General features: G+C 67.3%; 14 protein-coding genes and 2 pseudogenes. 4 read left to right on the forward strand and 12 right to left on the reverse strand.

The features are described from left to right. Positions 1-110 precede the first annotated feature (110 nt). Entirely contained in the window at positions 111-1,283 is a 1,173-nt protein-coding gene (locus tag ACQB60_RS32385) for an FAD-dependent monooxygenase (RefSeq protein ID WP_496929662.1), read from the reverse strand. A gap of 73 nt (positions 1,284-1,356) precedes the next feature. On the opposite strand from ACQB60_RS32385, the gene ACQB60_RS32390 reads away from it, so the two are divergent. Continuing rightward, positions 1,357-1,953, forward strand: coding sequence for a TetR/AcrR family transcriptional regulator (locus tag ACQB60_RS32390; RefSeq protein ID WP_496929663.1), 597 nt, complete (start codon positions 1,357-1,359; stop codon positions 1,951-1,953). A gap of 268 nt (positions 1,954-2,221) precedes the next feature. After that, positions 2,222-2,515 (forward strand): hypothetical protein, encoded by a 294-nt coding sequence (locus ACQB60_RS32395; RefSeq protein ID WP_496929664.1) that lies wholly within the window; start codon positions 2,222-2,224, stop codon positions 2,513-2,515. Between the two features lie 719 nt (positions 2,516-3,234). On the opposite strand, the gene ACQB60_RS32400 is transcribed toward ACQB60_RS32395, so the two are convergent. From ACQB60_RS32400 to ACQB60_RS32430, 7 genes and pseudogenes are all read right to left on the reverse strand, one after another. Beyond that, positions 3,235-3,813 carry a response regulator gene (locus tag ACQB60_RS32400; protein WP_496929665.1) on the reverse strand — a complete coding sequence of 193 codons (579 nt, stop codon included), beginning with the start codon at positions 3,811-3,813 and terminating at the stop codon, positions 3,235-3,237. A 993-nt stretch (positions 3,814-4,806) separates the two neighbouring features. Further along, on the reverse strand, positions 4,807-5,121 hold the full coding sequence (locus ACQB60_RS32405) for an STAS domain-containing protein (protein WP_496929666.1): 315 nt from the start codon (positions 5,119-5,121) through the stop codon (positions 4,807-4,809). Positions 5,122-5,616: 495 nt separating this feature from the next. After that, positions 5,617-5,910, reverse strand: a complete 294-nt coding sequence (locus ACQB60_RS32410; protein WP_496929667.1) for a DUF1330 domain-containing protein — start codon at positions 5,908-5,910, stop codon at positions 5,617-5,619. Between the two features lie 183 nt (positions 5,911-6,093). After that, entirely contained in the window at positions 6,094-6,231 is a 138-nt protein-coding gene (locus tag ACQB60_RS32415; RefSeq protein ID WP_496929668.1) for a hypothetical protein, read from the reverse strand. Positions 6,232-6,861: 630 nt separating this feature from the next. Beyond that, entirely contained in the window at positions 6,862-8,328 is a 1,467-nt protein-coding gene (locus tag ACQB60_RS32420) for an aminotransferase class I/II-fold pyridoxal phosphate-dependent enzyme (RefSeq protein WP_496929669.1), read from the reverse strand. Between the two features lie 431 nt (positions 8,329-8,759). Next, positions 8,760-8,945, reverse strand: a pseudogene (locus ACQB60_RS32425) (transposase); the annotation flags it as partial. Between the two features lie 527 nt (positions 8,946-9,472). Then, positions 9,473-9,925 (reverse strand): hypothetical protein, encoded by a 453-nt coding sequence (locus ACQB60_RS32430; protein ID WP_496929670.1) that lies wholly within the window; start codon positions 9,923-9,925, stop codon positions 9,473-9,475. Positions 9,926-10,019: 94 nt separating this feature from the next. Here ACQB60_RS32430 and ACQB60_RS32435 point away from each other — a divergent pair, with 94 nt between their 5' ends. Beyond that, entirely contained in the window at positions 10,020-10,175 is a 156-nt protein-coding gene (locus ACQB60_RS32435; protein WP_496929671.1) for a hypothetical protein, read from the forward strand. A gap of 169 nt (positions 10,176-10,344) precedes the next feature. Here the strand turns inward: ACQB60_RS32435 and ACQB60_RS32440 are convergent, their stop codons facing one another. Together ACQB60_RS32440 and ACQB60_RS32445 are read right to left on the reverse strand one after the other, a co-directional pair. Then, the gene (locus tag ACQB60_RS32440) at positions 10,345-10,716 is read right to left on the reverse strand and encodes a DUF6087 family protein (protein WP_496929672.1); all 372 of its coding nucleotides are present in this window, start codon (positions 10,714-10,716) and stop codon (positions 10,345-10,347) included. Between the two features lie 96 nt (positions 10,717-10,812). Continuing rightward, a complete protein-coding gene (locus tag ACQB60_RS32445; protein ID WP_496929673.1) occupies positions 10,813-12,780 on the reverse strand; it encodes a flavin monoamine oxidase family protein in 1,968 nt (655 codons plus the stop codon). A 401-nt stretch (positions 12,781-13,181) separates the two neighbouring features. On the opposite strand from ACQB60_RS32445, the gene ACQB60_RS32450 reads away from it, so the two are divergent. Then, the gene (locus ACQB60_RS32450; protein WP_496929674.1) at positions 13,182-13,442 is read left to right on the forward strand and encodes a hypothetical protein; all 261 of its coding nucleotides are present in this window, start codon (positions 13,182-13,184) and stop codon (positions 13,440-13,442) included. Positions 13,443-13,466: 24 nt separating this feature from the next. Here the strand turns inward: ACQB60_RS32450 and ACQB60_RS32455 are convergent, their stop codons facing one another. Continuing rightward, positions 13,467-13,826, reverse strand: a complete 360-nt coding sequence (locus ACQB60_RS32455) for a peptidase inhibitor family I36 protein (RefSeq protein ID WP_496929675.1) — start codon at positions 13,824-13,826, stop codon at positions 13,467-13,469. 566 nt (positions 13,827-14,392) lie between these two features. Beyond that, positions 14,393-14,647: pseudogene (locus tag ACQB60_RS32460) on the reverse strand (major capsid protein); the annotation flags it as partial. Between the last annotated feature and the right edge of the window lie 97 nt (positions 14,648-14,744).

Consider the following 14,744-nt stretch of genomic DNA (forward strand, 5'->3'; position numbering starts at 1 on the left):
CCGCCCCGGCCGCCCGCCGACCTTTACGTCATCACCACTTCGCACCGCATCCGACTGGCCCCGCAATAGGGCTGCGTGCTCTGCGTTGCTGCCACTCGGCAGGCTGTGTTTCAGGCAGTGCGGATGTAGTCGGGGAGGGGCTTGACGGAGCGGGCCTGCAGGCGGCGTTCGACCGCACCGGCGACCTTCGTCAGCGGTAGCCGGACGAGTGCGTCGCGCACGCAGCGGCCGCTCTCGGTCTTGGGCACCATGAGGCGCACGTTCGGGCCGATCTGCTGTTTGCGGTCGACGAGCGGTCGGTGGGCGGTGTCGTAGCGGGCGAAGGCGGCCTGGTGCTCGCCGTCTGCCGCCGCGAGCTCGCCCGCCAGGCGGTAGGCCCCTACCAGGGCGAGTTCGGCGCCGGCCCCGGATGCCGGGGAGGCGCACCAGGCTGCGTCCCCGACCAGTGCGATCCTGCCGCTGGACCAGGAGCCCATCTGTACCTGGGCCAAGGCATCGAAATAGAACTCGGGGTCGGCCAGGGCGGTCTGCAACAGGCCCTGGGCGGCCTGCCACGGCTGGTCGGCGAACGCCTCGGTGATCAGGCGCTTGTGCGCGGCAACATCGCGGTGGTCGTAGTCCAGCCGCTCGGAACGGAAGATGAAGTACGCCTTGGCCTGGGCGTGGTTGCCCGACCGGTAGATGCCGGTCATCTTGCCGGGCGTGTTGAACATGGTCACCCAGCGGTTCTCGCCCAGCGTGCTGTCGGCGTTGGCGAAGGCGAAGTAGTGGTCCTTGTGCTGGATGAACCTCGTTTCGGGACCGAAGGCCAGTCTTCGGAGGTTGGAGTGCATTCCGTCGGCGCCGATCACCAGGTCGAAGCGGCGGGCGGGATGGTGCTCGAAGGTGACGGTCACCTCGTGGTCGTCCTGCTCCAGGGTCCGGATCGAGTCGCCGAACAGGATCTCCACGCCATCGGTCGCCTCGCGCAGCAGCGCGACCAGGTCACCGCGCATGATCTCGACCGAGGTGTCGTTGCGGGTGTCGATCCGGGCGACGGTGCGGTCGGCGGAGTCGACGAACTTCATCCCGTGCACGTCGGCGGCCAGTTCGCGGATCCGGCCCATGAGGCCCATCCGTTCGGCGACCGCGATGGCATCGCCACTCACGTCCACTCCGTTGCCACCGGTACGCAGTTCGGGGGCACGCTCGACGATGGTGGGCGAGAAGCCGTGCCGAGCCAGCCAGTGGGCCAGCGTGAGTCCGGCGATGCTGGCTCCGGAGATCAGGATCCGCTCGTTCATGAGGTTCCTCCCGCTAGACTTAAGTGAAACACGCGTTTCAGATGAGTATGTGGAAGGGGCGTTTCAGTTGTCAATGCCGTCGGAGCAGCCGGGCCCGGCGCCCGCGCCGAAACGCCGCGCCGATGCCGTGCGCAACCGGGATCTCGCCCTGGATGCCGCCATGGCGCTACTGACCGAACCGGGGCCGGGCGTTTCCCTCACCGTCGAGGCCATCGCCAAGCGCGCCGGACTGGGTGCGGCCACCGTCGTGCGCGCCTTCGGCGGCAAGGACGCCCTGCTGGACGCCGCCGTATCCCGGCTGCTCGAACCCGTCGTCGAGCGCGCCCGCCACCTGCTCACCGCAACCACGCCCTACCAGGCCCTGCGCACCTTCCTGCGTGAACTGATCACCTTCCAGGCCGCCCACCACGCCATCAGCGATCAACTCACCGACCTCGACCTGCCCATCACCACCGCGCTGCGCGCCGACCTGGCCGGCGCCGTCAAGGAGATGGTCAACGGCGCACAGGGGGACGGACAGGTTCGCGCCGACCTCGACCCCGCCACCGCTACCACCGTCATCGGCACCACGGCCCTGGCCGTTGCCCGCGCCGCGTCCTCGTCCCCCGACCTCGTCGACGCCTACCTCACCGTCCTATTGGACGGTCTCCAGCCACACCCCTCCGCCTGACACGCCCCCCTTCGACGAGGTTCTCGATCAGCATGCGCTGCTCCGCAGGTACCCCGGAACATCCTTCGTGTCCCCGACCCCAGCGCCTTCTCTTCCTTGGACCGCACCCGTAACTGCGTCGTCACGGTGGGGGGTTGAAGCTCCTGGCGCATCCACTGCGGAACGTCCGCATACCCGGCCGACCCACCACGGCCGTGGCGCGCCCGCACGGCGGGAGTGTTGGGGCCGAGTGCTGCGACGGGGGCGTGGCGGCGGGTTCATCGGTGGGATGCTCCTGTGCGAGCTAGATGCGCATGCGGGCCACCGGGGTCGGCTGAGCAAGATCAGGGGCGGCACCGCTCGCGTTGGCCCGGACGCGGATGTCGAGAGCCTTGTACGCGCAGCGTTCGGCCTGTTCCTGACGGCGTGGCTGCTCTGCAGTCAGGCGTTGGGCGTGTTCGGCGTCCCGCAGGGTTTCGACGTACTGCTGGTGCGAGGGATCCGGCGCTCGATCGCCGCCAGTGCTTCGGACCGCGCGCTGATGCGCCGTCGATTGTCAGTCACTTCGCCGGCCTTGTACTGAGATCTAGCGACGCCGTCATCATCCGTGCCTGCTAGGGGAGTTGAACTCGGCTGAGGAGGAGAGCACGGTGATATCGGTTCGAAACCTGCTGCATGTGGTCGCCGACCAGATTCCCCTGCCCGCCACAACCGCGTTGCGCACGACGCTCGCCGCGGCACATCCAACCCCCGACGCCGTTCAGGACACGTCGGAACTGCTCTCCGCGCTCGCTTCGACCGACGTCGACACAGGCAGTACGCGGCATCAGGGCGACGATCGTACGGGCCCGGGGCAGGAATCCGGACGGACGCTACCCGGGCTCCGGTCACCGGTCGCCTCGATGACCACCGGGATTCAGCGAACTGCACATCCTGCCAGGTGAATTCACGTCTATCCATGATCAAGACGTCGCCCGTGGCGAGTCCAGCCAGCCTGATCCGACAGGCTTGGGGGAGGGGCAGATAGGCGGCAGTACCGCCAGATTGCATCCCTGCAAGGGCGCGAGAATCGAGCACCACCTGTCCCGCTGCGGCGGCTCCCCGTGATTGCTGGCAGGGCCCCCATCGAAGACGTCAGGGCCGCACGTGTACTGGCGCGTAGCTCGGTAAGAGGGGGTGAGCAGTGTGGTGGTGCCCTCCGTGGGCGCCGCCGCGCTCCCGCTCGAGGCGGCGCCCACAGTTGAGGCGGCCCCGGCTGGAGGGGGAGTCCAGTGCGGCCGGGGCCTGCCCACAGGGAGCGTCCTACCGTGAGGGTGGGGAGACACACGCGATATCGGACAAGGTGACGACGGTCCGCCGTGTGGCAGCGGTGGGCTGGGCTGGAACCCGAGGCGTTGCAGGAGGCTGGGCTCGACGGTGTCCATCCGCGTCCGCGGCAGTGTCCGACTCTGCCATCTGGGCTTCGAGGTCGCTGACGCGCTGCCGCAGCTTCCGCATCTCCCTGTAAGTGGCGTAGAGGTAGCGCACCTTGGTGCGCAGGGTCAGTGGGTCGATCGGCTTCATGACGACGTCGGCCACGCCGAGTTGGAAGGCGACCAGGGAGAGGTCGTGGGTGAGGCCGAACCCGGTCAGGAGGATGACGGGGATGTGCTGCGTCTGTTCCAGGCGGCGGGTGTAGCGCACCACGTCCAGGCCGCTGACGTCGGGCATGCGGAGGTCGAGCAGTATGAGGCCGATGTGACCGCGGAGGATCTCCTTGAGGGCCTGTTCGCCGGTGGTCGCCTGGGCCAGTTCATAGCCGAGCGGATCGAGCGCGCTCGCCAGGGCGAACAGGGTGTCGCGGTGGTCGTCGACGATGAGGATCTTTGCGTCATCTGGCATGGGCGGTCATGTCCCTCTAGCGGGTAACCAGCCTATGCCCATGTGGAGGTGCGGAAACCTTTTCGCGTGGAATATGCGGATGCCTTCTTTGCCTCGCAAGGTGCTTCTGCGGGTAGCAGCAGAAAGCTCCCCCTCTCGCCCAAAGGGCGGAGGGGGAGTTCAGATTTCAACCTGTGTTGGCGCAGTCCCGCCGGGAACCCGTGAGGTGAGCCGGTGGCATCGAACCTCACTGGCCCCAGCGCCGACGATGCCACCGGCAGTCAACTCCCATGAGGGGCGGTGACACTCCCGCATCACCGACCCTCATGGTTGAGGTGGGAGGGTCGAGAGGGAAAGGGAGCCGTCTCGACCCTCCTGCCGCAAGTCTCCGCCTGGTCGCCGCATATATGCACCCCGAGGCGCTGGGGGCGTAAATGCGAATTCAAACCTCTCTGAGCCGAACAGTCCGCCATCGTGTCATGGAGGGGCGACTCCCAACTCCCTTACATGGGAGCCTCGTTGGGACCTGTATGGACCAGGCCACCACGATCGCACCGGCGTCCGATGCCGAACTGCTCGACGCCTACTGGATTGACTCACCGCTCCTTGCCCACGAGCCTCAGCACTGCGCTCACTGCCGCGAACTGAAGCGCTCACCACTCGGTGAGGAGGAGTTGGGGTCACCAGCCGAGTGGTGAGGCTGCGCCCGTCGCCGACTGTGTCCGCCATCTTGTCGTGACGCTGGGATGCTGAGCTCGGGGCCGTCCCGTGCGCAGTCGGCGGTGCTCGGGGCGGTGGGCCCTGGCGGCTTGGCTCCTTGCCTGTCAGGGCCCGCCCCTCAACGGGCGTTGAGGGGCGGACCGGATCAAGCACCTGTGCGTGCTGCGCCCTGATGCCCCCCTTCCTCTCCTTCGCGGAATCGGGGCCGCCACACCGGGGGAAGGAGGTGCTTCGGTGACGGGTGTGAGGGCGGAGTGCCGTGCGTGGCGAGATGTGCCTACAGCGGCCGGCAGCTCACAGCGGACAGTCGCCGGGATGGTCGGGGTCTGCGAGGAAGAGGGCGGCGGTCCCGGTGATGTCGAGGAGACGCTGGACGGGCAAGGACACATCCACGAGGCGGAGGGTTCCGCCCCGGGCGGCGGCGCGGCGCCTGTGCCCGATCAGGAGATTCAGGCCGGTGGAGTCGGTGAAAGTGACCTGGGACAGGTCGAGTTCGCACCGCCTGTGCTCGATCGGGGCAAGTACAGAGGAGAGTTCGGTGGTGGAATCCATGTCGAGTTCACCGGCGACACGGACCAGAACCGAATCGAGAGCGTCAACCGCGGCCACGGTGAGGGGCACCCCTGCAGTCATACGCGGATACCCCACAGATTCTTCAGTCCACCAGAGTTGCGAAGCCATGCGACGCAGAGTCTGCACAGCGGCTCCGGTAAACACCTGCCCGATGCGCCACCGTCTATGGCCCTTGTCTATGGCCCTTCGGCGGGCTGGATATGGCGCTCCGCCTGGTGCTGCCTTCAGGCGGTGTGGGCCTCAGGCTCCGAGGTACCCATCCTTCAGCGTCGGCGGCGTCCGTCCCGAACGGGCACCCCTGTGCTTGGGACGCCGTCGGCGCGCGAACACCATGGGTGCGGATACATCCCCATGCCGCTGCACCCGTGGCGTAGGAAAGGGCCCCTCCCGCCCGGAGGCGAGAGAGGGCGTACCCGTCGTGAGACAGCCGCCCAGGACCAGCACGCGCACCCACGAGCCCCGCCATACCGGCAGCCGCACCAGCGAGAACCAAGATGGTGGACCTTCAGTGAGGATCCGACTGGACCGCGGTCAGTCGATGCCTTCGACGATGCGGAAGTCACGCTCGACGCCGTCGGAGAGGGCGGCCAGCGCCTCCTGGTAGGCCGCGCTCTCGCGCGCCGCGACGGCCTGCTCGAAGCTGTCGAACTCGACCAGGACGGTGCGCTCGGCGATACCGGCGTCATACGCCACGACCCGACCGCCACGGACGAAGGTCCGACCGCCCATGGGCCCGACGGCCAGAGCGGCCAGCTTGTTGTAAGCAGCCAGCTTCTCAGGGTCTTTGATGGTGCGGTAGACGCTGACCCAGTAGCCCTTGGGCATGGGAACCTCCAGTGTTGGGATGAGTGCATCTGACGTACGGGTTGGTCTCGGACGGGCGCCGGCGGGCGAGTGCGAGGCTTGTCAGCGTCGTGATCGCCATGGCGCCGGTGCCGACCAGCGCCGCGGTGGTGTAGGCGCTGTCCTCGGGGAAGGGATGGCCGGGGTCGGTGCCCTCGGTGAGGATCAGGTCGGCTCCGGGATGCGATGCCGTACGCGGAACAGCGTGAGTGGATCGTGCGGCACACCCGGCGGCATCCATTGGCGGAGCGCCCCGTCGGCGTCGGCGGTGTGGGGTGGGGTGAGCGGTTCGATGCGTGGCATCGCGACACCTCCTGCTTCGATTTTCGAATCACTATGATGCTTCGAGAACCGAAGCGCAAGGAGTGCGTAGGGAAACCAGGCGCAGCACGTTCGGGTGTGCCAGCGCGGGCGTCCGAAACGGGTCGTCCAGCAATGGCCGCACTCGACCTGCTCCATCGGCGCCGGACAGTTCCTCGTTCAGGGAACCGAGTCAGGCTCCGGCTGGCCTCCGTGCATTGCGGCGCCGATGCGAGCGCATGTGCTCCAGCGTGCTCGGTACCCGGATCGAGGAACGGTCCGGCGTCCGCCTGTTTGCTCTGGGCGGCGATGGCTACTGCCTCATTCAGCCCGGCCAGGATGTTGTCGAGGCGCTGATCCCGCTGCGCTGGATGACTGGCGTCGACGTTGGTCGAGGAATGGGGACCCGCGAGGGCACGAGGGCCGGAGGGATCACCGCGGCCGTCCCCTCCCGGCGACCGCTGGGACTGTCAAGCACGGGAGGGGCGAACAGTCCCATCGCGGTGGGACGGGTGCGGAGGGCGAGACAGGGGTGTCGGCGGTCGGCGGGTAAGAGAGTGTGGGGCCAGGGCGGATCGGGTGCCCGCATCGGCGACTGGCCCTGCAGCGGGCGCGTCAGCGGCCGCCGTTCCCCTACGAGGCCAGAAGGTCCGCGATCCTCCGTACCGACGCGATGACTTCGGGGGTGTCGACGGCCGTGTAGCACAGTCGGAAGTAGCCCGGCTCGGCGCACGACAGGAGTTGTCCGGGGAGCAGCTGCACCCGGGCGTACGTGGCGAGGTACCAGCGCAGCCACTCTTCCTCGCCGGAGATGTTCGGGAAGAGGATCGGCAGGGCGACCGTCCCCTTTTTCTCGGCCTCCGCGTACTTCTCGGCGAACAGCACCGGCATGCGGTCGAGTTGCGGGAAGTGGGGCCCGATCTCCGGCGGGATCGCCGTGCCTGCCGGCGGCAGATAGGCGCGCAGGTCGAGCCAGAGGAACTGCGCCGCGTTCTGCCCTTCGCGGTAGCGGTACGGGATTCCGCCGTCGTCGAGGGCGCGGCGGGTCTCCTGGAACGCGGTTGTCAGCCAGCCGCGGTACTCCTTCATCAGCTCGAGAGGGTAGCTCTTGTCATCGATGGTGGTCTCCAGCATCGTCCCGATGACGAAGTGCTTGAGCGAGTCGAACGGGCTGAACCAGGAGAGGGAGTTCTGCTTGTCCTTGATGCCCTGCATGGCCTGATGGACCACCGGCGACTGGGAGATCACCACTCCGGCCCTGAAGCCCGACACCCCGAAATCCTTGGCGAACCCATAGACGACGTGGACCCGGTTTTTCGCCTCCGGGTTGTTCCGGTAGGCGTCCAGCGCCAGGGCGCTGATGAACTCCGGCAGGGCCCCGGTGAGTTGGGAGTGGGCGTAGATCTCGTCGGAGATGATGTGCATGCCGGTCTCGGTGAGCACCCACCGGTAGATGCTCTCCAGCAGGTCCTTGCCGTAGTTGTCGCCCAGCGGGTTGTTGGGGTTGGTGAGGACGAGCAGCTTCGGCGGCTCCGGCTGGGTCCGGTAAGCGTGTTGCAGATCTGCCAGGGTGAGCTCGAAATTCTCCTTGCCCTTCTCCTGGAGGTGAACGGGAACGGTGACCAGTTCGGGCCGTTGCTGGAAACACCAATTGAAGCCCTGCCAGTAGGGGGCGGGGAGCAGTACTCGGTCGCCGCTGCGCAGGATCCCGCCGTCCTTGAGCGCGAATGCCAGGCACTCCAGGGCACCCGACGCACCCGCTGTGCCGAAAATGTCCTCGCCCTTCAGGTCCGGGGAGAGCGTCGGGCGGAGCATTTCCGCGATGTTGTGGCGGATTTCCGGACTGCCGTACGAAGGGGCGTACTTGACGTCCTTCTGCTCGAGGACGCCGATCCTGTCGTAGACGTTGTCCCGCAGCGATGGATAGACCAGAACATTCTCCGCCGTGGCGAGGTTGATCACGTCCGGGTAGAGCTCCTGGTGGACGGCCAGTCGCTGCTCCGGGTCGGCGGCCCCGGCGAGCAGTGCCGTGATCTCTTCGGGGCTCCGGCTTTCGGAGCCCTGCTGCGTTGTCGTGGTGTCCTTCGCGTTCCCGGCCATCGCGGATTCCTCACTCGACAGGCTTGCTTTCCTGGCAAGCCCTCATCTTTCGGGAGGATCACGGAGGATGAACAGGACGCAAACCGGACACGTGGGGCGGTGGTTACGGCTGCAGCCAGAGTCGGATGGCGGTGACGGTTGACCTGCTGGTCTTTCAGCTCCGGGATCGCGTGCTTGGTCTGGTGCCGCCGTAGACGGCTCCCTTTACGGAAGGACGAGGATGTTGTGTCGCCTCTGAGGCGATCGGGCCGTGTGCGTGGGCGGCCGCCTGTCGGTCGAGGAACACGTATCTGTTTCCTCACAGAGATCAACTGAGGTGTGTCGCCCGCTGGCCGGGCGCGATTGTGTCGCCCGCTGGCCGGGCGTGATGACGAAGGCAAGCGGGCGACAATCGCCCTCACCAGCCAGATGGATCTCGGCGGCCGCGGGCACCTGCGATGACGGTCGCGAACTGCCCCACACGTCCCGGACCTTGGCGGCAGACCCCGCCACGGCAGACCGGCCCGCTGCCCGAACAGAAGCCCGTTGATCACCCTGCGGTGGCACTACCAACGCCCTACACGCCCGCACTTCCTCGGCAGACGCGGGTCCCGCCGAACCCACTCGTCATCAGCCAGATCACATCTCGCTTCATGCTGACTGAAACGATCTGCCGCCCGCGGGAGTCACACGACCTACCCGACCGAGCCTGGCGGAGAGCAGCAAGCGACAGCCCCGTGAGCCGCCGGGCACGCACTAGTAGGCACACCGTCTGGGACTGGAACGGCACTCTGCTGCACGACATCGACGACCTGTACTGCGTTCCGGTGCCGAAGTTCCACGGGTGGAGCCGCTGACCTGGACCTGTTGCCTCGCAGCTCACGTCGCCCTTCAGGCCCGTCCCTCGCACAGCCGTCCCCGTCTCGGTGCGCCGTCGTCTGCGAAGTAACTCGGGAGCGTGAACAGGGGTTTCCCCAGATAGCCGGGCAGTTCTGGGTTATTTTTCTGTGCAGTGCGTCAAAGATGCGGGGCGCTCTTTGTACAGAAACGGCACATGACAGTTCGAGGTCCTGACCTGCTTGAATGGCCGAATGAAGCGAAAGCTCGAAGAGCCCGTTGAGAGCCCGTTGATCGAATTCCGGTGCGGGGGGCTCTACTTACGAATTCAGCGCATCCCGGCGTGGTTGATCACGCTGGTGACCACATCCAGCGGTGTCGGGGCCGCGTGGTGGACGAGCCACTGAAGAGGGGCGGGCGAACCCGCCCTTGGCTCCGCGGTCCATGGCCGCTCGGCCACCACGGCGCCACAGCGACCGGGTACACCACCGCCATGACGGCCACGCTGTGCAGCGGGACCGGCCTCCTCGCCCTGTCGTTCCTCGCGGCCTTCCTCCTGCCTCACCCAGGCACGGCCGGAATCGCTGACGAGATCCACACACACCGCATCAGGCCCCCGATTCGACCGGTGGCTGCGCGCACAGTGAGGCACACCGCCGCCCGCCGCAGGGCGACGGTGTGCCTGTGCGCACTTGGAGAGCTTCTCGCTGCCCAGCCCGACGCCCACGGCGACCTGCTTCGCTCGCAGCGGCGTACCGGCATCGGTCAGGATCTCCAGCAAGTCCTGAGAGGACGTCAGCAACACTGATGCATCCAGCCCCGGCCGCCACGGCGGTACCGTCACAACTCCGATCACCGAACCAGCCCCCGGCGCCGTGGTCTCACTCGCCCTCGCTGACCTCGTCGGCCTCGGCACCATGCGAGTCCGGGGCGGTCTCGGCGAGGACCTCGTCCACCGTCTCCCGGTGATCCGCAGCCGCGCCAGTTGCTCCTCGGCCGCCGCCAACTCCTGCTACAAGGCATCAAGCTGACCCCGGAGTTCCTCAACCCGGCGGCGGGCCACCGCCTCTCGATGCTCCAGCTCTTCACTCAACGAGCCCATCGCAGCCCCCAAAGTCCTGCCGCAACAGCAGGAGACACGAGCCCGTGGCCGCAGGCCACCCAGACGTCATGCCTGCTCAACAAGCCCCGGCGGAAGAGCTATCTCCAGCTCGCTTCATCGAGTAGTTCGCGCACTCTTCCCCGCTTGCGCTCAGCGGTCGTCAGGCTGCTTCTCCCGGGCGTCTTGGACGCGCGCGAGCCACTGGCGCGAGTCGAGTCCGTCCGGCCAGCACGCTCGTCGGCATCGCCGAGCGGTCGCTGCACCTGCGCGGCCGCCGCCCAGTCTCGAGCGACGGCGACCGGCTCCCACCCGTATCCATCCCATCGCGAGATCACCCGCGGGGCCTCCGGGTTCACATGCGAGCCCCGCTCAGGCCCTGAATCCAGCGCGCTGAGGCGCAGCCGCCCCTTCTTGCGCTGCCGTGCCATCTCGCGCCGCCGTGCCCACACCTCAAAGGACTCGTCTGCCATCTCGTCAGCATCGCGCAGCACTACGGTGGATGACCACGGATTGGCAGCTCCCTCAGAGGAGCCACACCCGACTCGGACTGACCCATCAGACACGCCCTAGGCGTGATGGGCTTCGAGTGCGGTGCGTACCGCTGATTCGAGTGCGCCTTCGATCCAGGCGGGTTTGAGGGAGGTGTGATCGCCTGCGAAGTGCAGAGGGCCCTCCGGCCGGGCGATGTGGGGCAGTAGTTCGGTGTGCTGGCCTGGCAGCAGTACGGATGCCTCTCCGTAGGCGTACGGGTCGCGAGCCCAGCTCTGGGTCTGGCCCGCGCCGGTGTAGAAGACCTCGATGCGCTGGCCGTAGACGTCCTGCAGTCCGCGCAGGGCGTGTGGGTAGCGGGCGTCGTCGTCCAGGCAGTCCCAGCGCAGGGCGTCGTCGGCCCAGTTGTAGGCGGCGAGCACGACGCCTCCGGCACTGCCCGGTACCGGGTGGGAGGGGTGGAACATGAACCGGTTGGAGTTGTCGGAGACCGAACCGCCTCCGATGACCGAGGTCGCTTCGGGTTGGTCCTTCTCGGCGGAGCGGCGAGCTGCGTACTGAAGTCGCTGCCCGTCCTTGAGCCAGCCCCGGGGCACCGAAGGGTGAATGGCGAGGAGGGAGCCGTCGGTTGCGGCTTTGCCGTTGCGGTACTCCTCGTACAGTCCGTGCCGGATGGAGTCCAGTTCTCGCTTCCAGTCCGACTCGGTCATCTCCCACCATCGGCGGGAGAATTCCAGGAGCACCTTGGTCGCGGCGTCGTAGTGCAGCTCGATGACGGCGCGGCGCTTGCCGTACGAGATGCGGGGCCTGATGGGGAGTTGGCGCAGTCCGGAGAAGGGGATTGCGATGATCACGCGGTCGGCGGTGAACTGCTCGCGCACGGACGGGCCTGCCCCGTCCTCGGAAACGGTGTCGACCCATACCCCCGACCCAGCGGGTGCCTCGGCATCGTATGCGATGCGTGTGGCACGGCGGTTGAAGTGCACGAGGTCGCGCACCCGGGCCAGTAGCGCGTCGGCGAGGGCGGCGGTGCCGCCGCTGATTTCGTTGAAGCGCGTCTGAGGGCCGATCAGGGCTGCGCTCATGAAGCTGTGCAGGAAGGCAAGCGGCAGGCGTGAGGTGAGGTTTTCCAGGGTGCCGAGCAGATCGATGGTGGCGCTGTCGAGTCGGGCGTGTTCGGTGAGGAAGCGGTACATGGAGAACTCACCGAACCGTTCGATCACCCGGGCCCAGCCTTCGAGGCACTCGTCGAGCGGTTTGTCGACGCGTACGCCGTCAGGACCTTCGGTGGAGAACTCATCGCGTACGGGATCCAGTACCGTCTTGAGGATCTTCGAAGCTGGTACGTCCCACAGGTGTTGGGGGACGCCGAAGGACTGATTCACCTTGCGGGGGTTCTTGGCGTAGTCGACGCGGCGCATGCGCACCCCGTTGACGTACAGCCAGGTGCGGGCGGCCGGCTGCTCGTCGCGCCCCACGTCAGTGAGGTAGAACATGCGTCGCGTGAGGCCGAGTTGATCGATGAGGCCGATCACGAGCTCGTGGGTGTCCGGGATGCGCATGGCCCCGGCCTCGGCGTACTGTTTCGGATCGGCGAAGGGCTGTTCGGCGTGCTCGTGGCCGCCGGTGCGGAACGTCTTGATACGGCCGCCCGCGCGGTTGGCATTGGCCTCGATCACCGTGACATCGTGCCCGGCCTCCTTGAGGAGGTACGCGGCGGTCAGTCCGGCCACCCCCGCGCCGATCACCAGAATCCTCTTGCTCCCACCTGCCCGGCTGCGGGGCAGTCCGGCTTCCAGCAGGGTCTTCTTGTAGAGCGGACGAAGGGGCTTGTCCTGGTCGTCGAGCATCAGCAGGGCCCGCGCAACATCCCTGCAGACCGGGCGTGTTGACCGGCTGTCCGCCGCTTCCCCCTCGGCGGGCAGCCTGGACCGGGTGCGGGCGTCCGCCTCGGTGCCGGAAAGAGCACCGGCGGTCGCAAGGCCGGAGACCGAGAGGGCCGTCGATGTCGTGAATCGGCGCCGGGACATACGGGAGTTGGTCATCCAGCCGATGTAAGGGACCCGCATGGAGGGCATCACGGCGGCACACCCACAGCACGCGTCACAACCACCCGTGTGGTGGAGAAACGCATCTGCAGCAACCCGACGACGACGTGGCTTGCCGGAGCAGTCACGGACACGGGAGAGGGCGGCTCGACTGTGCGTTAGGGCTCCGAGTCAAGGCAGCACGCGGACATCGACACCGCTGCCCCCAGCCCTGACCAGCGGAACGACGACCTCACCGCCTGCTCTCGGGCGTCACTTCAGAGGATCCGCTCCCAGCCGAGTTCATTGCTGTGAGCCGGGCGGGGGGCGGTGTCGGGAGTTGGCGGCCCCGAGGAGTGATCCGTCGAAGGGGATGGGAAGGGGCGATGTATTTCTGCCTGGAGACGTGCAGTGGCGACGTGGAGGACGTGCTGGAGCTTCTGGGGCAGCAGCCGCGCACCGAGGACGAGTTGTGGCGCATCGGCGAGGACGAGTCGTGGCGCATCGGCATGGCCCGTGACCGGGCCCGCCAGGCCGATGACTCCTGCGCCTACTCCTGCGCCTACCGGAACGTCGACCTGTCCCCAGGCATCAGCATCACGATGACGTACGGAAGCTGCGGGACGCCGGAGGCCCGCACCAACGTCGTGGTGCGGGCCTTCGTGGGTGTGCTCGGTTAGGTCAGTCGGTGGCCTGCTGGAGTGTTAGCTGGTGACTCGGTAGGCGCTGACCCAGTCGCCGATGCTGTGGTAGCCGCCTCCGTCGATGGTGATCGAGCCCCCGGTGCAGTCGGCGTTGTCCCACAGCTCTACCTTGACGTTGTCGCCGTTGGCGCGGGCGGAGCGGATGTGGTCGTTCCAGCCGGCGCCGACGTAGTTGCAGTCCCCGGTGTTTCCGGAGAAGTCCTTGTCGGCGCCGGTCCAGTCCGACTCGGCGTAGGCGTGCCAGCTGCCGACGGAGTTGCCTCCCATTTCGGTGGCGCCGGCCGCGACTGCTCCGGTCATCAGCATCCCGGCCGCGGTCGCGGCGATGGCTGCCGTGCGCAGTTTCCTGCGGTTCAACATTTCTTCCCCCATGTTGTCGGTGAGTGCGGACCCGATTGCGTGGCCCGCACGGTGCAAGACCGTGTGGCGTGGCGTTCACGGCCTCGCCACCCCTGATCTATCTGCAGCCTAGGGACGGAACAACGACCCCAGAACCTCGCACTACTGAGGGTGGGAATGAGTCCCCAAGGCATCGATGCGGCGGCCAGCGCATGCCGGGTGCGATGGGCTCGGCGCGCGCCTCATCGGTGCACTGGTGCGCGCGGCGGCGGCGTTGTCGCGCCGGCTTCCAGGCGTCATCTCCTGACCGTCGTCCAGGAGCTCGACATGCTTGCGGGGCACGGTCTGGTGTCCCTCACGGGCGCGGAAGGCGCGGAAGGCGCGGGCAGCGGCGAGACCGAGAGCGCGCCGGTCCGCCTGCGTGCGACGCGGCCGCGCGGCCGCCGACGTCCCCTCGACGGCGGCCGCGGGCTCCGCCCCGAAGGTGGTGAGCGTCCACTCCTGAGCGGGCACCAGCTTCGCCGGCTTCGACGGCGGGAAGCTGATCAACGGGCGCAAGCGACACCTGGCCGCCGACATGCGCGGCATGCGTCACCGCCGAGAATCACAAGAGACTCGCTCTTCTGGTTCACGGTGCCCGTGGACTCCGGGTACGCCTCATTCACGGAACGGAAGGACACGCCCGGCAGCGTGGCTTCCTCGTTGTAGGCGTAGGTGTTGCCCTCAATGGTCAGCAGCGGAATCCGGTCCAGAATGCTGGACTCCTGAACGAACGTTTCCACCACGCCCCGCTGTAGCTCGGTGGTGGACAGCTTTGCAGCCTCGGCCAGAGAAAGAGCCATTTAAGAAATCCCCCTGATTTTGGGTATGAAAAAGGGACGGCCCTTGCGGGGCGTTCCTCGGAACGGAAGGTGCAGAATCGTCTCTGCGGATGGGTGG

Source organism: Streptomyces odontotermitis (genome assembly GCF_050510915.1).
GTDB lineage: Bacteria > Actinomycetota > Actinomycetes > Streptomycetales > Streptomycetaceae > Streptomyces.